This window comes from Mongoliimonas terrestris, from assembly GCF_001927285.1.
GTDB lineage: Bacteria > Pseudomonadota > Alphaproteobacteria > Rhizobiales > Pleomorphomonadaceae > Chthonobacter > Chthonobacter terrestris.
Genome location: NZ_MSIG01000003.1, coordinates 177744 through 199455 on the forward strand (window position 1 = coordinate 177744; position 21712 = coordinate 199455).

A 21712-nucleotide genomic window follows, 5' to 3' on the forward strand; every position below is an offset into this window, starting at 1 on the left:
GGCCGGCCGGACCGGCTATTCGGCCGGCCGGAGGCCCTTGTCGGCGTCCGGCTCGCGGATCTTCTCGCGGAAGGGGTGGGCCGGGTAGGCGCCGAGGATGCGCACCTCGTGGCTGAAGAAGGCGAGCTCCTCCAGCGCGAAGCGCAGGCCGGTTTGCTCCGGGTGTCCTTCCACGTCCGCGTAGAACTGGGAGGCGTAGAACTGGCCCTCCAGCTGGTAGCTCTCCAGCTTCGTCATGTTGACGCCGTTGGTGGCGAAGCCCCCGAGCGCCTTGTAGAGCGCCGCCGCGATGTTGCGCACCCGGAACACGAAGGTGGTGATCACCGGCCCGTTGTCCGGCCGGGTCACGGCGGGCTCGCGCGACAGGATGACGAAGCGGGTGGTGTTGTGGGCGGCGTCCTCCACGTCCTCGGCGAGGATGTCGAGGCCGTAGATCTCGGCGGCGAAGCGGGGCGCGAGGGCCGCGCGGCTGAGGTCGCCCGCCTCGGCGACGAGGCGCGCGGCGCCGGCGGTGTCGCCCGCCACCCGGGCGACGAGCTTGCGCTCGCGAATAATGCGCCGGCACTGGCCGAGGGCGTGCACGTGGCTCTCCACCGTGCGGATGGTGTCGAGGCTGGCGCCGCGCGGGGCCATCAGCTGGAAGCGGATGGGGAGGAAGTATTCGCCGACGATGTGGAGCCCCGATGACGGTAGCAGGTGGTGGATGTCCGCCACCCGCCCGGCGAGGGAGTTCTCGATCGGGATCATGGCAAGGTCGGCGGCGCCCGACTGCATGGCCGAGAAGCAGTCCTCGAAAGTGGCGCAGGGGAGCGGCGTGGACTGCGGATAGACGTCCAGGCACGCGATATGGGAGTTGGCGCCACGTTCGCCCTGGAAGGCGATGGTCAAGGACTTCGGCTCGGACACGGGTGAAACGTCCTTCATGCGAATGGTGCCGGCCGCGCGGCGGCCGGTGTGTGGATCTGGGTGCTTCTAGTCCGGTTCCGCGCGGCTGGAAACCCGACGTTGATGGCGGCCCCCGCCGGGCTCAGCGGGCGGCGAGGAGGCGGGCGGCGCGGTGGAGGTCCTCCGGCGTGTCGACGCCGAGCGGCACGTCGTCGACGAGCGCCACGTCGATACGCATGCCGGCCTCCAGAAGGCGGAGCTGTTCCAGCCGCTCGCGCACCTCCAGCGGCGAGGGCGGCAGGGTGACGAAGCGCTGAAGCGCCGACCGGCGGTAGGCGTAGAGGCCGATGTGGTGGTAGAGCGGGCCGTCGCCCCAGGGCGCGGTGGCGCGGGTGAAGTAGAGGGCGCGCAGGCGATCCGGGGCGAGCATGGTGCCCACCACCTTGACGACGTTCGGGTTCACCCGCTCGTCCGCCGCCTCGATGAGGGCCGCGAGGGTGGCGACGTCCACCGCCGGATCTTCGAGCGGGGCGAAGCAGGCCCGGATGGCGCCGGGCGCGATGGTCGGCAGGTCGCCCTGGACGTTGACGATCACGTCGTGGGCGCCGTCCGGGTCCACATGGCCGATGGCCTCGAAGATGCGGTCGGACCCGCTCGGGTGGTCGGGGCGCGTCATGACCGCGCGCCCCCCGGCGTCGGTGACCACGCGGGCGACCGCCTCGTCGTCGCAGGCGACCACCACATCGCCGATGCCAGCCTCCACCGCGCGCCGCCAGACGTGGACGATCATGGGCGCGCCGGCGATGTCCGCCAGCGGCTTACCGGGCAGGCGGGTGGATCCCATGCGGGCCGGAACGAGCACGAGGGCGTTGGACGGGGTCGGGGCGGCGGTGGCGGCGGGCATCGGATCGGGATTCCGGGAGGGGTCGCAGGGCGGGAGGCGTCGACTGAAAGTATCAACCGAGCCTGCGTTATACGTATGGACAGGACGTCGGGAAAGTTTGTAGTTTCCGGCCGATTTTGACCGCGACGCCCGGCGTCCGCGCGCACCCCTCCTTTGTGTGCGGCAGCCAAGGCGGCGCGGTCCGGGCGACCGGTCCGCATCGACCGGGAACGCCCCGGAAGTCACCCCTTCGGAGCTGACGAATGTCCCTCGAATTCAACAAGGTAGCCGCCGCCATCCTCGGTTCGATGGTGTTTGCGATGGGCACGGGCCTGCTCGCCGACGTGATCTACAGCAGCGAAGCGCCGGAAACGCCGGGCTTCGACGTGGCGGTCGCCGAGGGCGAAGCCGCCGGCGGCGAAGCGGAAGTCGCGGCCGTGGAGCCGATCGCCGTCCGCCTCGCCTCGGCGACCGTGGAGAACGGCTTGAAGGTCTCCAGAGGCTGCGCCTCCTGCCACGACTTCGAGAAGGGCGGCCCGAACAAGACCGGCCCGAACCTTTGGGAGACGGTGAACCGCAAGCCCGGCACCCACGAGGGCTACAGCTATTCGGGCGCCATGGTGGAATACGGCAACACGCACGTGTGGGACTTCGAGCAGCTGGACGCGTTCCTCGCCAACCCGAAGGAAGTGGTGCCCGGCACCAAGATGGGCTACGCCGGCCTGCGCAAGCCCGAGGACCGGGCGGACCTGATCGCCTATCTGCAGAGCCTTTCCGACAACCCGGTGCCGCTGCCGGCCGCCTCCGAGGCGCCCGCCGCCGAGATTCCGGGCGAGACGCCCCCGGACGCCCCGGCGCCGACGCCCTGATGGCGTCCGATCGATCGCGCAGGCGATCGGCCACCGACCGTACGATGTAAAACGCCGGCCCCTCGGGGCCGGCGTTTTGCGTTCGAATCGAGCGTGCGTCCGGCTGTCGTCAGTCGAGCGGGCGGGCGGCCCATTCGGCGGTGCGGGTGCCGGTGAGGGCGGTGACGGAGGCGTGGCCCGAACGCTCCACGAAGCGCGCAAGGTCGCGGGCGATCGCCGCCGGCAGGCCGGATCCGCCGTAGATGAAGGCGGTGTAGAGCTGCACGGCGGTCGCCCCGGCGGCCATCTTCTCGGCGGCCTCCGCGGCGGTGGCCACACCGCCGACGCCGAGGATGGGGAGCGCCGGCCCGACCCGCTGGCGCATCTTGGCGAGCACCGCGGTGGACCGCCGGAACAGCGGCCGGCCGGAGAGGCCGCCGGTCTCGTGCGCGATCGGGCTGGCGAGGCCCGCGCGGGAAAGGGTGGTGTTGGAGATCACCAGCCCGTCCACGGCGCGCCCGAGCGACACCGTCGCCACGTCGTCGAGCCCCGACTCGGTGAGGTCGGGCGCGATCTTCAGGAGCACCGGAACCCGGCGCCGGCCGGAGTCCGCGAGGGTGTCGCGAGCCTCCAGAACGCGGGCGAGCAGGTCGTCGAGCGCGTCGCGGGCCTGCAGGTCGCGCAGGCCCGGCGTGTTGGGCGACGACACGTTGATGGTGAAATAGGCGGCGCAGTCGGCGAAGGCCGCGATGCCGGCCACATAGTCGGCGGCCCGGTCGTCGCTGTCCTTGTTGGCGCCGACGTTGACGCCGACGACGCCCGGCCGGCCCACCCGCCCGGCGAGCCGGCGGAGCGGAGGGCCGTGGCCCTCGTTGTTGAAACCGAGCCGGTTGATCACCGCGCCGTCCTCCGGCAGGCGGAAGATGCGCGGGCGCGGATTGCCGGCCTGGGCGCGCGGCGTGATGGTGCCGACCTCCACGAAGCCGAAGCCGAGGGACAGGAGCGCGTCCGGCACCTCGGCGTTCTTGTCGAAACCGGCCGCCATGCCGATCGGCGTCGGCAGCACCATGTCGAAGAAGGGCACCGCCAGCTTCGGATCGGGCTCGTGCGTCACCGGAGGGACGAGGCCGCGGGCGAGCGCCCGGATGGCGAGGCCGTGGGCCGTTTCCGGGTCGAGGCGGCGGAGCGCAGCCGCGCCGAGGCCGCCGAGGAAGGCCGGAACGCTCACGGACCCTCCTCCAGGGGCGGGAAGCGGTGGACGCCGCCTTCAAGCGGGAGCGGCTTTACCCAGGCCACGTGGGCAAGGTCGAGCGGGCCGTAGAGATGCGGGAAGAGCGCGCCGCCGCGGGACGGCTCGTAGACGAGCGCCGCGCCGAGGCCGGCGGTGCGGACGGCGACGAGCACCAGGTCGGTCTGGCCGGCGAAGTGGCGGGCGGCGGTCTCGGCCACCTGCTCGGCGGTGGAGAAGTGGATGTAGCCGTCGGCGAGATCGACCGGCGCGCCCGTGAAGCGGCCGTCGCGTTCGGCCGCCGCAAAGAGCGGGCGCGGGGCGATCTTGTATATGAGGGCGTGCAACGGATGGTCCCTGTCCGGTGGGTGGTGTCTCGTCGGGTCGGCGCCCGCACGGCCCGAAGCGCCCGACGCAAGGCGCGACGATTAAGACGAGTAGCGGCGCGGGCGGCCAAGCACAAGCGCCGCCGCCGCCGCGCCGGGGCGGCAGGGTGCACAGTCTTGGTCTTTGCGCGCGCCCGGCCGGCGCGCCGGCTCGACGGATCGTGACCGACAGCAGAGATTCGCAATGATATGTTCTCCAAACTATGAGTCGCGGGGGATCAATGAGTTGCGGCCCGGGGGCATGCTGGAATGGATGGACGATGCTCACGCATACCCAGATCTGGGGACTGATCGACTGGTTGGCAGCCCGGAACGGACTGACGCCGTCAGGCCTTGCGCGCCGCGCCGGCCTCGATCCGACCACGTTCAACCGATCCAAGCGCACCGCCGTGGACGGCCGACAACGCTGGCCGTCCACCGAATCGCTCGCCAAGGTGCTGGAGGCCACCAACACGCCGCTGCAGGAGTTCAGCGCCATGGCGATCGCGGTGGAGAGTCGATCGGGACCGGCGAGCGCCGCCGCAAAGACGCCGCCGATGGGGTTCGCCGACGACGGCGGAGCCGGATCGGCGGACGGCCACGCGGGGGATGGAACGTTAACTATCCGAGGGGCGGCCGCCGCGGCGCCGGCTCTTTCGGTGGATCCGGACGCCATGCCGCACGTTGTCCCGGTGCCGGCGGCGGCAGCCGGACCGCTCTATCGGAGCCGCGACCAGCTGATCGTCGTGCGGGTGGACGGGCCGATGCCGGGTGACCGGGTGCTCGTTCGCATGACGGATGGCGCCGACCTCGTCGGGGAGGTGGCGTCCGTGACGGAAACCGCCCTGCACCTGGAGGTGCCGGGCCACGCAGAGGAACGGATCGTGGAACGTTCGGCCGTCGCTTCCCTGTTGCGCATCCTGTGGGTCAGCCAGTGATGCGTCGGAAGCCGAAGCGCTCTTTTCTGAAGACCTGGACCCTGCCGCTACTCGGCGGGCCGGCGGTGACCGCGCTGATGCTCGGCCTCGTGTGGCTGACGCTGGCGCCGCCCGATCTTGATTCGCTGCCCGGCTTCGTGGCCGACGCCAGCGCCAACGGCGAACTCCGCCCGGCGGAGGCCGGCGACGGCGTGGCCGCGGACGGGGACGCGCCGGTGGTCGTCGCCGAGACGCTGGCGGCCGTGCGCGACGTGACGCCGGTGGGCGTGACGCCGGGGCCGGCCGTGACCGGACCGCTGATGCGGGTGAAGCCGGCACCGCGCGTGACCGCCAAGGCCACCGACCAGCCGGCGGACCGCTACGCCCGCGTGGTGGTGCTGGACGCCGGCCATTTCCGCGCGGTGAAGGGCTCCGACGCCCTGGTGGTGGCCATCGCCGGCATCACGGTGCCGGGTTTCGACGCCACCTGCACGGACGCCGATGGCCAGATCTGGCGCTGCGGCGCCAAGGCCCGTGCGGAGCTCGCGCGCCTGATCGGCGGCCGATCGGTCGGCTGCACCACGGTGGACGCCACCGACCCGCGCGCGCCGGTCGCGCGCTGCATGGTCGGCAGTCGCGACCTCGCCACCTGGCTGGTGGAGAACGGCTGGGCCGACCCGGACGGAAGCCTCATCGACCTCGCCCCCCTGCAGGCGACGGCCCGCGAGAAGAAGCGCGGGCGTTTCGGCAGCGCGCCGCTGGGGGTGATCGCGGGGTAGGGGGTGAGGGGACAAAGGCGGGGGTCGGTGGAGCTCGACCCGCGATCCGAAAGGGATTGGCGATTACCCCCAACCGTCACCTTGGCGAAAGCCGGGGCCCAGCCGACGGCGGAGTCATCCTCGCCGTTGCGATTGGGGCGCTGTCGGTTGGATCCCGGCGTTCGCCGGGATGACGGTCTGAGAGGACGCCGGTCGCGCAACGCGTTCGCCAGGCCATGCGCCCACGCTCGTCATGGTCCGCGCAGGCGGACCAGCCAGGCATGGTCGGTCTGGTGGGGGTGGGAATGCGTGGGTGGTCCGCCTGCGCGGACCATGACGAGCGGGGTGGGGGACGAGCTTAGCGGGCGCCAAGGGGCAGCGCGCGATCCCCCCGCGAGGCCGGCTCGCGCGCTGGTCAGGGCGGCGTCCCGGCGAGTGCCGGGACGCCTATTCCGATCAAACCGTCAGCCGCCCCTCCAGCGCCGCGTCGATCATGGCGGCGGTCTCGTCGAGGCCGTAGAGGGCGACGAAGGAGCCGAAGCGGGGGCCCTTCTCCTGGCCGAGCAGGATCTGGTAGAGGGCCGCGAACCAGTCGAGGCTGACGCCGGGGCCACCGTCCGGGCTCTTCTTGGAGGCATCCTGGTAGCGCTCGAACGTGCGGGCGACCGACAGCACGGCGTCCTGGATGGTCTCGGCCGGCGCGTCCTTCGGCAGGGCCGAAAGCGCGTCGCGCAGGGCGGCGAGGGCCTTGCGCTCGGTGTCGTCGGGGGTGCGGAACACCTTCGACGGCTTCACCCGGTCCTCGTAGTAGCGGATGGCGTAGCCGGCGAGCTCGTCGAGCTTGGGGTTGGTCTCCGGCGTCAGGCCCGGGCTGTGGCGGGAGATGTAGCCCCAGAGCGCCGCCTTGGTGTGGGCGTGGCTGGCCGAGACCAGGTTCAACAGCATGGAGAAGCCGACCGGCGTGCCTTCCGACGGCGGCGCGCCGGCGTGGATGTGCCAGACCGGGTTCTGCAGCTTCGTGTCCGGGTCCTGGACCGGGTACTTGTCCAGGAAGGCGAAATACTCGTCGACCGCGCGCGGGATGACGTCGAAGAACAGCCGCTTGGCGGTCTTCGGCTTCTGGAACATGTAGAGCGCCAGGCTTTCCGGCGACGCGTAGGCGAGCCATTCGTCGATGGTCAGGCCGTTGCCCTTGGACTTGGAGATCTTCTCGCCGTTCTCGTCGAGGAAGAGCTCGTAGTTGAAGCCGTCGGGCGGCGTGCCGCCGAGCACTTCGCAGATCTTCGACGACGTCTTGACGTTGTCGATGTGATCCTTGCCGCTCATCTCGTAATCGACGCCGAGCGCCGCCCAGCGGAGCGCCCAGTCGGGCTTCCACTGCGCCTTGGCGTGGCCGCCGGTGACCGGCGTCTCGAACCGCTCGCCGGTGTCCGGGTCGGTCCACACGATGGTGCCGCGGCCGACGTTGCGCTCCTCGATGGGCACCTGCATGACGACGCCTGTCTTCGGGTGTACGGGCAGGAAGGGCGAATAGGTGCGCCGCCGCTCGTCGCGCAGCGTCGGCAGCATGATGGCCATCACGGCGTCGTAGCGCTCCAGCATGACGAGCAACTTCTCGTCGAGCGTGCCCTTGGCGTACTCCTCGGTGGCCGACATGAACTCGTAGTCGAAGCCGAAGGTGTCCAGGAAGGAGCGCAGCTTGGCGTTGTTGTTGTCGCCGAAGCTCGGCCATTCGGTGTCGTAGGGGTTGGGCACGCGGGTGAGCGGCTTACCGAGGTGGGCGCGCAGCATCGCCGCGTTGGGCACGTTGTCCGGCACCTTGCGCATGCCGTCCATGTCGTCGGAGAAGCAGAGCAGTCGCGTCGGGATGCGGTCCTCGGTGAGCACGCGGAAGGCGTGGCGCACCATGGTGGTGCGCGCCACCTCGCCGAAGGTGCCGATGTGCGGCAGGCCCGACGGGCCGTAGCCGGTCTCGAAGATGACGCCCTTTTCCGGATGGCCGCGTTTCTCCAGCCGCGCCACGATCTTCTTCGCCTCCTCGAACGGCCAGGCCTTGGAGCGGCCGGCCGCGGCGAGGAGCGCGGGATCGGAAAGGGTGACGGGATCGGCGGAGGTGGTCATCGGAAAACAAGGCCTTGGGGTTCGGGTCAGCCGCGGGTTTCGCGGGCGCGCGACAGTAGGAAGGGGGGCGGGCGGCGTCAACGGCGGAGGGGGAGGGCATCAGGGCCGCCACCCGAAATCCTATCGCCCCGCTTGCGCTTCGCCTCGATCCGTCCCACATGGGCGACGATTGCAATGAAGGGACGGGACCGGCCATGGCCGCCAAGCTGAGCACCGAGGACGCGCTGATCTGGGTGATGGTGACCACCTCGGCGGCGGATCATGCCATGACCGAGGCCGAGATGGAGAAGCTGGGGGGGCTGGTGACGACCCTGCCGGTGTTCCAGGCCTACGAGGGGCCGCTCGCCCGTACGGTGGAGCTCTGCGTCGGCAATCTCGGCCACGAGGGCGGGCTGGACGAGATCCTCGACCTTGTTGCGGAAGCCATCCCGCCACGCCTTCGCGAGACCGCCTATGCGCTCGCGGTGGAGGTGGCGGCGGTGGACCTGCTCGTGCGGCAGGAGGAACTCGTGTTCCTGCAGATGCTGGAGGACCGGTTCGAGCTGCCGAAGCTCGCCGTGGCGGCGATCGAGCATTCGGCGCGGGTGCGCTACCGCCGCCAAGCCTGAGCGGCGCGGCGCCGGCGATTGCCGGTCGGGATCGGAAAGCGCCGTCGCTAGACGGCCGGCGGCGGCGATCAGGCATGCGGCGCGGGTGCGCACCCGTCGCCGGGGTCGAGGCGCGCGGCGCCGGCGGTGGCGCGGATCGGACCTCGTGCCGATTCCGCTTGAAGTTCAGCGTCGGCCGGCGCATCACGCTCGCCGTCATCGGCTTCCGTTTTCCGAGTCCTCCTTGTCACCCCAAGCGCTCTCCTCCGGCGACCTTCTGGCCGACCGTCGCTATGCCTATGCCCGCGCCTATGCCGCCGAGGGGGATCACGGCGCCGCGGCGGACCTTTACGAACAGACCCTGGAGCGCGCGCCCGGTTGGCTGCCGGCGCTGATCGGCCTTGCCGACGCGCGGACGGCCAAGGGCGACGGCGCGGGCGCGGCCGAGGCGCTCACGGCGGCGCTCGCGGCGGATCCTGACGATCTCTTCGGCGCGGCGCTGCGCCTGGCCGCGCTCGGCCGGGCGCCGGTGCCGGAGACGCCGCCGGAGGCCTATGTGCGCGGCCTCTTCGACGACTACGCGGACCGGTTCGAGGCGGCGCTCGTGGAGACGCTGAAGTACCAGGTGCCGTGGCGCCTGGGCGCGCTCATCGCCGAGGTGCGGCCGGCGGGGGAAGGGGCGCCCGCGTTCGGACGGGCACTCGACCTCGGCTGCGGCACCGGCCTCATGGGCGCGGTGCTGCGCGCCCGGACGGCGCACCTTTCCGGCGTCGACCTCTCGCCGGAGATGGTGGCGAAGGCGGCGGAGAAGGCGCTGTACGACGGTCTGGCGGTCGGCGACGTGACGGCGCATCTCGGCGCGGAAACAACGCCGCTTGACCTCGTCACGGCGGCGGACGTGTTCGTCTACGTGGGCACGCTTGAGGCGGTGTTTTCGGCGGTTGCCGGCCGGCTCTCGCCGGACGGCCTGTTCGCCTTCTCGGTGGAGGCCGCCGACACGGGCGACGTGGTGCTGCGGGAAAGCCTGCGCTATGCCCACGGGGAGACCTACCTGCGAGGGCTTGCGGAGGCGACGGGGTTCGCCGTGCTGGCCTTTCGCCGCGAGACGCTGCGCGAGGACCGGGGCGCGCCGATGGAGGGGTTTCTGGTGGTGCTCGGACGGCGCGGGATGGTCGCGGCGCCGGGGCTGGCGGCGGAGAAGGTGATCGTCACCGGTGATGGGGTCGGGGCCGTCGCCGGCTGAGGTGGGGGAGGGGCGTTCGGGTTGAGCGCGCGCGCGATGAAGGCTGGAGCGGCGGGCGTCGACGGCCTATGGTCCGGGCCGATGTCCGTTTCCGATCCCTTGCCGCCCCGGTTTCTCGACTGGTTCGCCGCCCGCGGCTGGAGCCCCCGGCCGCACCAGCTGGCGCTGCTCGACCATGCGCGCGCCGGGCGCTCGACCCTCCTGATCGCGCCGACCGGCGCCGGCAAGACGCTCGCGGGCTTCCTGCCGTCGCTGGTGGAGATCGCCGCGCGCGGCCGGCACAAGCCGGGAACCCGGCGGCGCGGCATCCACACGCTCTACATCTCGCCGCTAAAGGCGCTCGCGGTCGACATCGAGCGCAACCTGGAGCGGCCGGTCGCCGAAATGGGGCTGCCGATCACGGTGGAGACGCGGACCGGCGACACGCCCTCCCACAAGCGCCAGCGCCAGAAGCTGGCGCCGCCGGACATCCTGCTAACGACGCCGGAGCAGCTGGCGTTGCTGATCGCCGGCAACGACCACGAGACCTTCTTCGAGGACCTGAAGACGGTGGTGTTCGACGAATTGCACGCGCTCGTCACCTCCAAGCGCGGCGACCTCCTGTCGCTCGGCCTCGCCCGGCTCCGGGCCATCGCGCCGGCGATCCGCACGGTGGGCCTGTCGGCGACTGTGGCGGAGCCGGATGACCTCCGCGCCTGGCTGGTGCCGCAGGCGCCGGGGGCGCCGACGGTGCTTGCCGATCTCGTCACGGTGGCGGGCGGGGCGCGGCCGGAGATCCGCATCCTGGAAACGGACGAGCGGGTGCCCTGGGCCGGGCATTCGGCGCGCTACGCCATCGGCGAGGTGATGCGCGAGATCGCCGCCCACACGATGACGCTCATCTTCGTCAACACCCGCTCCCAGGCGGAGATGCTGTTCGCCGAACTCTGGACCCACAACGACGACGCCCTGCCGATCGCCCTCCACCACGGCTCGCTCGACGCCTCGCGCCGGCGCAAGGTGGAGGCCGCCATGGCGGCGGGGAGCCTGCGGGCGGTGGTGTGCACCTCCACGCTCGACCTCGGCATCGACTGGGGCGACGTGGATCTCGTGGTCCACGTGGGGGCGCCCAAGGGGGCGAGCCGGCTCGCCCAGCGGATCGGCCGCGCCAACCACCGAATGGACGAGCCATCGCGGGCCGTGCTGGTGCCGGCCAACCGGTTCGAGGTGATGGAGTGCAAGGCGGCGCTCGACGCCAACTATCTCGGCGCCCAGGACACGCCGCCGATCCGGCCGGGGGCGCTCGACGTGCTCGCCCAGCACGTGCTCGGCCGGGCGGTGGCGGGGCCGTTCCGGGCGGAGGACTTCCACTTGGAGGTCGTCTCGGCCTACCCTTACCGCGACCTCGACCGGGAGACGTTCGACCGGGTGGTGGATTTCGTGGCGACCGGCGGCTACGCGCTCCGGGCCTACGAGCGTTATGCCAAGATCCGCCAGACGGCGGACGGCACGTGGCGTCTGACCCACCCGCGCCACGCCCAGCAGTACCGGCTCAACGTTGGCACCATCATCGAGGCGCCGCTTCTGAAGGTGCGGCTCGGCGGCAAGGCGCGCGGCACCGGCCCGGTGATGGGCGGGCGGGTGCTCGGCGAGATCGAGGAGTATTTCTGCGAGACCATGAGCCCCGGCGACACCTTCCTCTTCGCCGGGGAGGTGCTGCGCTACGAGGGCATCCGCGAGAACGAGGTGATCGTCTCGCGCTCGAAGACCAACGAGGCGAAGATCCCGGTCTATGCGGGCGGCAAGTTCCCGCTCTCCACTTTCCTGGCCGACGGGGTGCGGCGGATGCTGGGCGACCCGGAGGCCTGGAAGACGCTGCCGACCCAGGTGGCCGAATGGCTGGCGATCCAGCAGTTGAAGTCGGTGATCCCGAAGCGGGAGGAACTCCTGGTGGAGACCTTCCCGCGGTCGAACCGGCACTACATGGTGGCCTATCCGTTCGAGGGGCGGCTCGCCCACCAGACCCTGGGCATGCTGCTCACCCGCCGCCTCGACCGGATGGGCGCCAAGCCGCTCGGCTTCGTGGCGACGGATTATTGCGTGGCCGTGTGGGGCCTGGAGGACCTCGGCCACCTGTTCGCCCTGGGCCGGCCAAGCGTGCGGGCGCTGTTCGACGAGGACATGCTGGGCGACGACCTCGACGCCTGGATGGCCGACAGCTACCTGTTGAAGCGCACGTTCCGGGCCTGCGCGCTCATTTCCGGCCTCGTGGAGAAGAAGCATCCGGGGGAGGAGAAGTCGGGCCGGCAGGTGACGGTCTCCACCGACCTCATCTACGACGTGCTGCGCGCCCACGAGCCCGACCACATCCTGATGCGGGCGACCTGGGCGGACGCGGCGGGGGGCCTCCTCGACATCGCGCGGCTTTCCCAGATGCTCGCCCGCATCAAGGGCCAGATCGTCCACAAGCGGCTCGACGTGATCTCGCCGCTCGCCGTGCCGGTGATGCTGGAGATCGGCCGCGAGCGCGTGGCGGGCGGCGAGGGCGAGGAGGCGCTGCTGCGCGAGGCGGCCGACGATCTGATCGCCGAGGCGATGGGCTGAGCGGGCCGGTGCGAAGCCGCGCCTGCCGGGTCGGGCCGTCAGTGGGCGAGATAGACCCCGTCGCCGCCACCGCCGCCGCTCATCGGCGAGAGCGACCAGGTGACCGTGTTGAGGATGAGCGTGTTGACCACGAGCACGAACTTCTCGCCCTGCACGTCGGACTTGGCGTTGAAGGTCACGTTTCGCCGCGGCAGGTGCATGATGCCCTGGAAGCGCTCGCGGATGGAGGAGTTGAACACCAGGGACGACAGGCTGTTCGCCTCGTTCTCGGCGAACAGGATGTCCTTGTAGGTGCCGGAGGTCGGCGCCTTCAGGTCGATGTCCATGCCGCTGTTGAACTGGATCTTCGCCGTGCCGGCATAATAGATGGTGACGCCGTCGCCGCGCATCTTGCCGCCGTTGACGTTCCAGTCGCCGTTCTTGATGACGTAGGTGCCGGGCTGCAGGGTGATGTCGCTGGTGCCGTTGAAGTTGATGCCGCCGCAGTAGACGCCGGGCCAGAGCGTGATGGTGCCGCCGTTGTAGTTGGTGCCGTTGTAGGTGCAGGTGGCTGAACTGGGGGCCGGGATCGTTCCCGCGTAGGGGTTGGCGGCGGCGGCGCAGCCGGTGCTGAGATTGGTCTGCGTGCCGCCGTTCTTGGTGATCTTGGTGCTCTTGATGCAGGTCTTGGCGGTGTCGAGGGTGGTGTTGGAGTTGAACATTGCGGCCGGATTGCCGGTGGAGTGGACGTGCACCTCGCAGCCCTTGGCGGTCACGTGGGCGCCGCCGTTCATGAGGAGCGCCTGGGAGGCGGTGGCCGCCATGATGTAGATGCAGGGGCCGCTGCCGGAGTAGGCGGCCTGGGCGGTGACCTGGATGTCGATGGTCTCGATGCCGAGGATTCCGATGAAGCTGGTGTCCTGGGTGGCGGTCGCCACGCCGGCGACGAGGCCGCTGCTGGGTGTGAACGAGCGGGTGATGTCGGTGAGCCCCACGCCCACGATGTTCTGGTCGAAGGATGTCTCGGCCTTGCCGCGGACGGTGTCCGTGCCGGCGCCACCCTTCGCCACGCGGGCGCCTTCCAGGACGGCGATGTCCAACGCCTCCTGCATCCGGTCGCGGACGCCGACCGCGGCGCCATAGTCGATCGCCGCGCCGAGGCTGCCGAGGAGCGGGACGAGCAGGAGGGCGAAAAACGGCGCGATTCCGCCAGTACGGTCATTGACTGCCGCCTTTAGCCGACCAAGAGCCATGAGAGCGTCCCGCACAAAATTTGTCATTTAACGAACCTCGCATACAAATGAGAACACGAAGCTAACGCAACTTGCTAAAGTGCAGCAACTTATACGCGAAAACTGCGACCGATTGTGACCGGCTACGGGATTCCCGAATCGGCGGGAACCTGATTCAAAGGCGGCTGGCGCCCTTTGCGGACCTCGGTTCGAGGCCACGCCTAACAGCCGGAGAGACTTCATCGTTGACCGCCCTCCTGGCCGAGGACCTGCCCGTGCTGACCCGTGACGGCCTCGTGCGCCTCGCCGGCGCGGCCGTGCGCCTCGACGCGTCCGGGGCTCTGTTCTGGCCGGCGGAGGAGACGCTGGTGGTGGCCGACCTCCACCTGGAGAAGGGCTCGTCCGCGGCGACCCGCGGCCACTTCCTGCCGCCCTACGACACCCGCGCGACCGTGACGGCGCTGGAGGCGGTGGTGCGGCGGCTGGCGCCCCGCCGGGTGATCGCCCTTGGCGACAGCTTCCACGACCGGACGGCGGAAGGCCGGCTGATGGCGGGCGATGGGGAGCGGATCCGCGCGCTGACCCGGTCGGCCGACTGGCTGTGGGTGACGGGCAACCACGACCCGGAGCCGCCGAAGCTGCTCGGCGGCAGCGCCTGCGACCTGGTGGCGATCGGGCCGGTGGTGTTCCGTCACGAGCCGTCCGTCGGCGGCGAGCCCGGCGAGGTGGCGGGCCATCTGCATCCGTGCGCCCGGGTGGGCGTGCGCGGCCGGTCGCTTCGGCGGCGCGCCTTCGCCACCGACGGGGAGCGCTGCATCCTGCCGGCATTCGGCGCCTACACGGGCGGGCTCAACGTGCTCGACCGGGCTTATCTGGGGTTGTTCGAACGGTCGCGGCTGATCGCCTGGATGATCGGCGAGGAGCGCGTCTATCCGGTGCGCGGCGCAAGCCTGTTGCCGGACTGATTTCCGCGGCGCACGACCAATCAGTCGCGGCGGAACAGGATGCCGGCAAGCCAGCCGGTAAGGCAGGCGATCAGCACCGTGCCGATGCCGTAGAGCAGGCCGTGGCGGTGCGCGTAGGTGGTCATGTACTGCTCGAAGCCCACCTTGCCGATGACGAGTTCGTCCTCGGTGCTGTGGAGGAGCGCGCCGTCGCTGAAGAGATAGACCCGCGCCGTGTAGACGCCGACCGGCACGTTGGCCGGCAGCGCGATGGTGGCGCGGAACAGCTGGGCGCTGAGGAATTCCACGCTCCCGTCGATCTGGCTGTAGAGGCCGCTCTCCTCCATCAGTCGCACGAAGGCGGACTCGAACGGATTGCGGGCGGGCGGCGACAGCGACGTCTGGGCGTTGATGGGCAGCATGTCGAGCCCGAGCCCCAGGCGCGCCCTGAGGCTGTCCTGGGCGATCTCCTCAAGCGCATGGTCGGAGCGGATCGCCATGAAGGAGGGCACCAGCCGCATGCGCTGAGATTCCGCGTTGATCCAGACACCGAAGGTGCGGTCCTTGCGCCGGGTGACCATGGAGGTGAGCGGACCCGCAAGCGTCACCACCACGTCGAACCCGGACGGGCGGGACACCGACTGGGAGTCGCGCTCGATGGTGCCGAACACGACCACGTTGGCGCCGGTGAAGTTGGAGGTGATCGACACCCGGTCGTTGGAGAGGGCGGTGACGAGCTCGTAGGCGCGCGCGGCCGGGCCGGTGGACACGAGGGCCGCCGCGAGCAGGAGGAGAAGGGCGAACGGGCCCGCGAGGGCCGCGACCCCGCACCTCACAGCTGCTCTCCGGTCGGGAAGGAGAGGGAGTAGAGGTCGTCCGGCGTCAGCACCAGATCGACGGCGAAGCGCAGACCGACGGAGAGGACGAGGAGGCCGAGCAGCGCCCGGAGGGTCTCGCCGCGCAGCTTCTGGCCGACCTCCGCGCCGAATTGGGCGCCGATCACGCCGCCGATCATCAGGCAGAGGCCGAGCACCACGTCCACGGTCTGGTTGGTGGAGGCCTGGGCGATGGTGGCGAAGGCCATGGACCCGAGGGTCTGCATCAAGGTGGTGCCGATCACGATGGCGGTCGGCACCTTCAAAAGGTAGATGAGCGCCGGCACCATGATGAAGCCGCCGCCGATGCCGAGGAGGGCGCCGAGGAAGCCGATGATCAGGCCGAGGCAGGCGACCGGGATGGCCGAGACCACCAGCTTGGACCGGGAGAAGCGCACCTTCAGCGGCAGCCGCTGCATCCACCCTTGGGTAGACGGGCGCTTGACCGGCAGCGGCTTGCCGGAGCGCTGGGCCGCGATGGCGCGGAGCGCCTCGGTGAGCATCAGGGCGCCGATGGTGCTGAGGAGGGTGACGTAGGAGAGCGCGATGACAAGGTCGAGCTGGCCGAGTTCGCGCAGGCGCGTGAAGGCCATGACGCCGAGATACGAGCCGAAGACGCCGGACACCAGGAGATAGCTGCCGAGCTTCACGTCCACCGCCTTGCGGCGGAAATAGGACAGGGCGCCGGACGTGGACGAGGCGACGATCTGGCTCGACACGGTGGCGACCGCCACCGCCGGCGGAATGCCGGAGAAGATGAGGAGCGGCGTGAGAAGAAATCCGCCGCCGACGCCGAACATGCCGGACAGGAAGCCCACCGCCGCCCCCATGCCGACCAGCATGAAGACGTTCATCGGGAGTTCGGCGATGGGCAGATAGAGTTCCACGAAGGCGGACTCGCGCGCGATGCCTGGCAGGGGTGCCGACCGGAAGAGCCGTCACCATGCCCGAAAACGATGGATCAAGTGTTGCATCCGGGCAAAACGCCCGGTCGTCCGGCGCGGTTGGAAGCGCGGCCGTCCCGACCTAGCCATAGATTGCGGCAATCACGGGTCCGCTTTTCACGCCGTGGCTGGCTTTCCGTCGCGCGGCGACGGGGGAGTGGGCGTGGCCGGCCGGGCGGATCCGCCCGACCGGTCGCATCAGATCTCCTGCTCGGCGAGGGCGCGGAGAAGCGTGGTGTCGATGACGCCGGTGGCCGGCAAGCCCTTGGAGGCCTGGAAGGCCGTCACCGCGTCGCGGGTGCGCTGGCCGAGCTTGCCGTCGGCGGGGCCGACGTTGTAGCCGCGGGCGGCGAGGAGGCGCTGGGCGGTGGCGATCGGATCCGCCGTGGTGACGGAGGCGGTGTTTTCCGGCACCTGGCTCCAGGTGCTGTCCTCGATCCGGATCTCGTTGGCTTGCGGGTCGGGCGTACGGGCCGACCAGGTCTCAACCGCCAGCCGCGAGCGGGCGAGACTGTCCTTGTCGAGCACCTGGGCGACGTCGTCGCGCTTCTTGGCGGCGTCCACGTCGCCGGCGGTCGCCGCGATGGCGAACCACTTGTAGGAGGCGGTGAGGTCGCGGGCGACGCCGAGGCCGCGGGCATAGAGGATGCCGAGGTTGTACTGGCTGTCGCGCACGCCGAGATCGGCGGCGGCCTCGAACCAGCGGGCGGCGGCGGTGTAGTCGGGCGCGCCGAGGCTGCCCTCGGCGTTGAGGACGGCGAGGTTGTGCATGGCCTTGGCGTTGCCCGCCTCGGCGGCGCTGCGGTACCAGCGTTCCGCCGTCTTGACGTCGCGGGCGACGCCCTGGCCCTTCTCATAGAGGCTGCCGAGCCGGTACTGGGCCGGCGCCAGACCGGAGGCGGCGGCGCGCTCGTACCAGACTGCGGCCTCGGCAAGATCCTGGGCGACGCCGCGGCCGTCCGTGTAGCGGGCGCCCACCTCGAACTGGGCCACCGGATTGCCCCCGGCGGCCGCCTGGCGGAGCGCCAGCGAGCCGACGGCCTCCGGCGGCAGGGGCACGGCGGCGACCGGCGACGGCGTCGCGGCCGCCTCCACGTCGACGATCTCGTCGGCGGCCGGCGGCGGGTCGATGGCGGCGGTTTCGGCTGCGGGCGCCGGATCGGTGGCAGAAGCGGACGGCTCCGTCGACGCGGTGCGGTCGAAGCTGCCGGCCGGGCCGAGCGGGGCCGGCTGCACGGCAACCGAATCCGGCATGGCGGCCGGCGGAATGGGCGCGACGGCGGGCGGCGTGCCTTCGGGCGTCGGAAGCGTCTCGCCCGCGCCCGCGGCAAGCTCGGCGAGCTCGGCCTTGGCGGCGGTGGAGAGATCGACCATCGGATCGCCGGTGCCGACGTCGTCGAGCGGCGCGGACACGTCGACCGGCGCCACCTCCGGCGCATCGGAGAGGAAGCCGACCACGAGGCGCGCCGCGATCACCACCGCGACGAGGCCGGCGGCGGCGATCAGCAGCTTGCGCCGATGCGTCTTGAGGACGCCGACGAGACCGCCGGCGCGTTCGCCCGTCTCGGGCATGCCGGCAACCGGACGGGGGCCCGCCGGTTCGGGGCGGGGCGGCGTCGCCGCCTGGGCGGCGCGGCGGGCGGCGGCGATGAAATCGGCCTTCGACGGCTCGGCCTTCGGCCGGGCGGCCTCGTCGGCGGCGGGCGCGGCGGCGCGCGGCGGCGCCGACGGCTTGCCCGAGCCGGGCTCCAGCGGACGGTCCGCGTCGGCCAGCGGCTCCGCGGGTTCCGCCTCGTCGGGGAGCACGGCCTCGACGGCGATCGGCTCGTGGGGCCGGTCGACGGTGCGACGGCCACCGCGGCGGCCGAGGGTTTCGGCGAGCGTGCGCTCGATCTCGTCCCAGCTCTGCGGCTCCGGCGCCGCGTCGAGGCGCGACGACGCGCGGGATTCGGCCGGCGGCGGCATTCGGTCGAGGGGCGAGTCCATGTCGACGGCGATCGGGCGCTGCTCCGGCGCGGCGCGGCGGACAAGGCCGAGGGTGCTCTCGAAGCTGTCCGGATTGGCCACGCCGGGGGTCGGCTGGAGGTCGTCCTCCCCGAGCGGATAGACGGCGGGGTCCGCGTTCGGTTCGTCGGCCGCACGCGGTGCGAAGACGGGGGCGGACGGGGCGGGAGCGGCCGGCGAGACGGAGATCGGTGCGACCGTGTGGGCCGCCACCGGCGTCACGGCGGCGGTCGGCATCACGACTGGCGCGGGCTGGCGGCTGGCGGCAACGAGGCGCTCCAGCGTCTCGTTCATGGAGGCGAGAAGGTCGCGGTCGCGGCGGCCGGCGGCCTGCAACTCGCCGAGGAAGCCGCCGAGGTCGGTCTTCAACTGGTCGAGGGCGTCGGCGGTCTGGCGGACGGCGTCAAGCTCGCCGGCCGAGCGTCCAGCCGGGGCTGCCTCGGCGGTACGGCCGAGAGCGGCCTCGATGCGGCCGAGGGCGTCGGCCATCCCGTCGAGACCGTTCGGGCGGTCGTCGAGCCGCGCCATCATGTCGGCGAGGCGGGTCTCCAGACGCTCGAAGGCGCGGGCGTCGGCGGACGGGCGGGCGAGCGCATCGACGCGGTTGGCGAGGGTGCGGATCTCCGCCTCCACGCCGACCATCGACACCGCCGGCAGGTCGGTCAGCTCGGCGCGAAGGCGCGCGATTTCGTCGACGAGGCTTTCCACGTCGGCGATCGGACCCGCGCCGAGGCTGTCGGCCAGCCGGCCGATGGCCGTCTCGATTCCGGCGAGGCGGTCGCCGTCGGCGTTGCGGGAGACCTCCGCTTCGATGCGCTCGACGGCGGCGGTGAACTGGTGGGCGAGGCGAGCGTCGAGGTCGCCGGAGAGGGCGGCGAGGCGCCGGTCGATCGTGTCGGCGAGCTCGCCGAGTCGACCCTCGATCTGGGCAAGCGCGGCGGTGTCGGCAGGGCCGTCGAGGCGGGCGAGATGGCCGGCGAGATCGTCGAGCCGCTGGCCGATACCGGCAACGACCTCCGGGTCGAGAACGGGGCCGGCTTCGTCGAGGCGGCGGTTGAGAGCGTCGAAGCGCTCCAGGACGGCGGCCGTGCCCTCGCCGGTGCGGGCGGCTCCGTCGGCCACCGCCTGGCGGATGTCGGACACCTCGTCGGAAAGCCGCGGCAGGATGGCGAGCGTGCCGGCCATCTCGTCGAAGGCCGCCGACTGGCGCTCCACCGCGAAGGCGACGCGGGGGATCTGCTCCACCTTCTGCTGGACTTGGGCGAGGGCGGTGCCTTGGCGGTCGAGGCCGCGGGCGAGTTCTTCGAGCGTGCCGCCGTCCGGCAGCCGGCCCTCCACAGCGGCGATTCGGCCGAGCACGTCGGCGAGACGATCCTCAACCTGGTTGACGGCGCCGCGCACGTCGAGGTCGACGACGGCGGTGGCGAGCTGGGCGAGGTGGTATTCCAGTTCCTCAAGGGCCTCGCGGCCGGTACCGGTGCCGGTGCCGGAGAGGCCTTCCAGCTTGGCGGCAAGGGCTTCGACCTCGGTGGCGAGGGCGCGCACGTCGCCGGCCTTCGGGGCGTCGGCAAGGGTGCGGCGCACCTCCGCGAGGCTGTCGATCATGTGGGTGAGCACGCGCGGATCGCCGATCAGGTCCTGCATGCCGTCGAGCTTGGCGACGATGCTGTCGTAGAGCCCTTCCAGCCGGGCGAGCGGGGCCGCGGGAGCAAGGTCCGCCATGGCGGCGCGAAGGGCGCGGATCTCCTCGCGCATGCCGTCGAGGGCGGCTGAATCGGCTGGATGGGCGGCCACGGGCGGCAGGGTGGCGGCGGCAGGGCCGGGGTCCGGCAGACGGGCGCGCGGGGCCGGTTCGGGACGGGCGGGCGCGGCGGCGCGGTCGATGGCGTCGCGCTTGCGCACGATCTGCTCCACGGCGCGCTGCAGCTCCAGCGAAGGATTGACGCGCTGGCGCCGCTCGGGGACCGGGCCGCGCGGGGCGCTCTGGGGTTCGCTCATGGACACCACCTCGCCACCGGGATCATGGCTGCGGACGGCATCCGCCGGTTCGGCCGACATGGCCTTGATGCGGGCCCCCAGCTTGTCGAGAGATTGAAGGATACGGCCGATCTGCTCGTCGCCCCGTTCGCCACGGCCCACCTCCACGGCACCAGTCGTCCGCTCGCCCGCGCCGAAGTCGACCCGTTCCGGACCGGCCGAGAGCCCCGGCAGCGTGTCGTCGTCCCGCCCGCCACCGAATGCGTGTGCCTGGCGCGAAGCGGATCGCGATGTCATGCCTGCCTCTCCCATCCGTCGGAGCGCCGCCAGCGAGCAGAGCCGCGGCACCTCCGCCTCCGGAAGAGGGACGTGAACAGAGTCTCACCTTCCGTGGCTGATGCATTCGAATCTCTGCGGATACGGTAAACAGCCGGTTAACGGAGCGTCGGAATCCGGGTCGCGCACTTCATACATGTGCTGAAATTCTGTCTTTTTCGAACGCCTTGTGGCAGCCGGGCCAGGGCGGGCGCGACGTCACGGGACGGTTTCATGCGGGGTGTCGGGGATCGCGCGCGCACCCGAAACAAGCCGGGCGGGCGGGGTTGCGGCGACTATCGCGTCGCGTTTCCGCCCCGGGGAGAGTTGCCGCGGCGGCAAGGCGATGTCATCTTGCACCTGACGTTGACGGAAGGTGGCGGCGTAGGGCCATGCCTTCCGCGCACAGGAACCCTCTCTCGCGGGCTTTGCCCGCGCATATGAACTCCCGCGGGGATCGCCCGCGCACAGAATAGCAGAGACAGGACCAGACCTCATGGCGATCGACCAATCCGCCGCCTATGCCCAGTCCTCGGACATCGACGTGGACGACTTCGATTCGGACGACGGCGACGCGTCCAAGTCCGGCATGTTCACCATCGGCGATCTTGCCCGCGAGTTCGGTGTGACGCTCCGCACGCTGCGCTTCTACGAGGACAAGAACCTCCTCAACCCCAAGCGCGACGGGCTGAACCGGCTCTATTCGCGGCGCGACCGGGCGCGGCTGAAACTCGTCCTGATGGGCAAGCGGGTCGGCTTCTCGCTGACCGAGATCAAGGACATGCTCGACCTTTACGACCTCCGCGACGGGCAGGTGACGCAGTTGCGCGTGGCGCTCGGCCGCTTCAACGAGCAGATCGCCGTGCTGGAGCAGCAGAAGAAGGACATCGAGCAGGCGCTGACCGAGCTGCGGCGGACAACCTCGGTGGTGTCCGGGCTTCTGAAGGAGAAGGAGGCGGCCGGCCAGCGGTGACGGGTGTACGGCGGGCCCGATCACGTCGAAGGGAGTTGACCTTTACGCAAA

17 protein-coding genes are annotated in these 21712 nt (G+C 71.1%); 8 read left to right on the forward strand and 9 right to left on the reverse strand.

Annotation, left to right across the window (positions count from 1 at the left end; genetic code table 11):
• Positions 1-15 precede the first annotated feature (15 nt).
• Both BUQ68_RS05445 and BUQ68_RS05450 read right to left on the reverse strand, forming a co-directional pair.
• Complete coding sequence (locus BUQ68_RS05445) at positions 16-906, reverse strand: prephenate dehydratase (RefSeq protein WP_245293168.1); 891 nt, start codon at positions 904-906, stop codon at positions 16-18.
• A gap of 121 nt (positions 907-1027) precedes the next feature.
• Positions 1028-1789, reverse strand: coding sequence for a 3-deoxy-manno-octulosonate cytidylyltransferase (locus BUQ68_RS05450; RefSeq protein ID WP_075214931.1), 762 nt, complete (start codon positions 1787-1789; stop codon positions 1028-1030).
• A 242-nt stretch (positions 1790-2031) separates the two neighbouring features.
• Between BUQ68_RS05450 and BUQ68_RS05455 the strand changes: the two genes are divergently transcribed.
• A complete protein-coding gene (locus BUQ68_RS05455) occupies positions 2032-2637 on the forward strand; it encodes a c-type cytochrome (protein ID WP_075214932.1) in 606 nt (201 codons plus the stop codon).
• Between the two features lie 109 nt (positions 2638-2746).
• On the opposite strand, the gene BUQ68_RS05460 is transcribed toward BUQ68_RS05455, so the two are convergent.
• Together BUQ68_RS05460 and BUQ68_RS05465 are read right to left on the reverse strand one after the other, a co-directional pair.
• The gene (locus BUQ68_RS05460; RefSeq protein WP_075214933.1) at positions 2747-3844 is read right to left on the reverse strand and encodes a quinone-dependent dihydroorotate dehydrogenase; all 1098 of its coding nucleotides are present in this window, start codon (positions 3842-3844) and stop codon (positions 2747-2749) included.
• On the reverse strand, positions 3841-4191 hold the full coding sequence (locus tag BUQ68_RS05465) for a DUF952 domain-containing protein (RefSeq protein WP_075214934.1): 351 nt from the start codon (positions 4189-4191) through the stop codon (positions 3841-3843). The genes BUQ68_RS05460 and BUQ68_RS05465 overlap by 4 nt, the downstream gene beginning before the upstream one ends.
• Before the next feature lie 299 nt (positions 4192-4490).
• Between BUQ68_RS05465 and BUQ68_RS23025 the strand changes: the two genes are divergently transcribed.
• Both BUQ68_RS23025 and BUQ68_RS05475 read left to right on the forward strand, forming a co-directional pair.
• Positions 4491-5147 (forward strand): helix-turn-helix transcriptional regulator, encoded by a 657-nt coding sequence (locus BUQ68_RS23025; protein ID WP_075214935.1) that lies wholly within the window; start codon positions 4491-4493, stop codon positions 5145-5147.
• A complete protein-coding gene (locus BUQ68_RS05475) occupies positions 5147-5905 on the forward strand; it encodes a thermonuclease family protein (protein WP_075214936.1) in 759 nt (252 codons plus the stop codon). Before BUQ68_RS23025 ends, BUQ68_RS05475 begins: the two co-directional genes overlap by 1 nt.
• A gap of 435 nt (positions 5906-6340) precedes the next feature.
• On the opposite strand, the gene BUQ68_RS05480 is transcribed toward BUQ68_RS05475, so the two are convergent.
• Entirely contained in the window at positions 6341-8005 is a 1665-nt protein-coding gene (locus BUQ68_RS05480; RefSeq protein WP_075214937.1) for a lysine--tRNA ligase, read from the reverse strand.
• 194 nt (positions 8006-8199) lie between these two features.
• Between BUQ68_RS05480 and BUQ68_RS05485 the strand changes: the two genes are divergently transcribed.
• From BUQ68_RS05485 to BUQ68_RS05495, 3 genes are all read left to right on the forward strand, one after another.
• Positions 8200-8613, forward strand: a complete 414-nt coding sequence (locus BUQ68_RS05485) for a tellurite resistance TerB family protein (protein ID WP_075214938.1) — start codon at positions 8200-8202, stop codon at positions 8611-8613.
• A gap of 223 nt (positions 8614-8836) precedes the next feature.
• Entirely contained in the window at positions 8837-9835 is a 999-nt protein-coding gene (locus tag BUQ68_RS05490; RefSeq protein ID WP_075214939.1) for a class I SAM-dependent DNA methyltransferase, read from the forward strand.
• An 81-nt stretch (positions 9836-9916) separates the two neighbouring features.
• Positions 9917-12418 (forward strand): ligase-associated DNA damage response DEXH box helicase, encoded by a 2502-nt coding sequence (locus BUQ68_RS05495; protein ID WP_075214940.1) that lies wholly within the window; start codon positions 9917-9919, stop codon positions 12416-12418.
• A gap of 38 nt (positions 12419-12456) precedes the next feature.
• Here the strand turns inward: BUQ68_RS05495 and BUQ68_RS05500 are convergent, their stop codons facing one another.
• Positions 12457-13650 (reverse strand): pilus assembly protein TadG-related protein, encoded by a 1194-nt coding sequence (locus BUQ68_RS05500; RefSeq protein WP_075214941.1) that lies wholly within the window; start codon positions 13648-13650, stop codon positions 12457-12459.
• Positions 13651-13874: 224 nt separating this feature from the next.
• Here BUQ68_RS05500 and pdeM point away from each other — a divergent pair, with 224 nt between their 5' ends.
• Positions 13875-14594: a ligase-associated DNA damage response endonuclease PdeM gene (gene pdeM / locus BUQ68_RS05505; protein WP_245293169.1), complete on the forward strand. Its 720-nt coding sequence runs from the start codon at positions 13875-13877 to the stop codon at positions 14592-14594.
• Between the two features lie 20 nt (positions 14595-14614).
• Here the strand turns inward: pdeM and BUQ68_RS05510 are convergent, their stop codons facing one another.
• The 3 genes from BUQ68_RS05510 to BUQ68_RS05520 form a co-directional block, all read right to left on the reverse strand.
• On the reverse strand, positions 14615-15409 hold the full coding sequence (locus tag BUQ68_RS05510; RefSeq protein WP_075214942.1) for a TIGR02186 family protein: 795 nt from the start codon (positions 15407-15409) through the stop codon (positions 14615-14617).
• Complete coding sequence (locus tag BUQ68_RS05515) at positions 15406-16335, reverse strand: sulfite exporter TauE/SafE family protein (protein ID WP_075214943.1); 930 nt, start codon at positions 16333-16335, stop codon at positions 15406-15408. Before BUQ68_RS05515 ends, BUQ68_RS05510 begins: the two co-directional genes overlap by 4 nt.
• Before the next feature lie 255 nt (positions 16336-16590).
• The gene (locus BUQ68_RS05520) at positions 16591-20670 is read right to left on the reverse strand and encodes a peptidoglycan-binding protein (RefSeq protein ID WP_075214944.1); all 4080 of its coding nucleotides are present in this window, start codon (positions 20668-20670) and stop codon (positions 16591-16593) included.
• A 607-nt stretch (positions 20671-21277) separates the two neighbouring features.
• Between BUQ68_RS05520 and BUQ68_RS05525 the strand changes: the two genes are divergently transcribed.
• The gene (locus BUQ68_RS05525; RefSeq protein WP_095407294.1) at positions 21278-21661 is read left to right on the forward strand and encodes a MerR family transcriptional regulator; all 384 of its coding nucleotides are present in this window, start codon (positions 21278-21280) and stop codon (positions 21659-21661) included.
• Positions 21662-21712: the final 51 nt, after the last annotated feature.

Coding starts and splice junctions, on each gene's coding strand:
- BUQ68_RS05450 (WP_075214931.1), bottom strand. CDS start 1,789: ATGCCCGCCGCCACCGCCGCCCCGACCCCGTCCAACGCCCTCGTGCTC.
- BUQ68_RS05455 (WP_075214932.1), top strand. CDS start 2,032: ATGTCCCTCGAATTCAACAAGGTAGCCGCCGCCATCCTCGGTTCGATG.
- BUQ68_RS23025 (WP_075214935.1), top strand. CDS start 4,491: ATGCTCACGCATACCCAGATCTGGGGACTGATCGACTGGTTGGCAGCC.
- BUQ68_RS05475 (WP_075214936.1), top strand. CDS start 5,147: ATGCGTCGGAAGCCGAAGCGCTCTTTTCTGAAGACCTGGACCCTGCCG.
- BUQ68_RS05480 (WP_075214937.1), bottom strand. CDS start 8,005: ATGACCACCTCCGCCGATCCCGTCACCCTTTCCGATCCCGCGCTCCTC.
- BUQ68_RS05485 (WP_075214938.1), top strand. CDS start 8,200: ATGGCCGCCAAGCTGAGCACCGAGGACGCGCTGATCTGGGTGATGGTG.
- BUQ68_RS05495 (WP_075214940.1), top strand. CDS start 9,917: ATGTCCGTTTCCGATCCCTTGCCGCCCCGGTTTCTCGACTGGTTCGCC.
- BUQ68_RS05500 (WP_075214941.1), bottom strand. CDS start 13,650: ATGGCTCTTGGTCGGCTAAAGGCGGCAGTCAATGACCGTACTGGCGGA.
- BUQ68_RS05520 (WP_075214944.1), bottom strand. CDS start 20,670: ATGACATCGCGATCCGCTTCGCGCCAGGCACACGCATTCGGTGGCGGG.
- BUQ68_RS05525 (WP_095407294.1), top strand. CDS start 21,278: ATGTTCACCATCGGCGATCTTGCCCGCGAGTTCGGTGTGACGCTCCGC.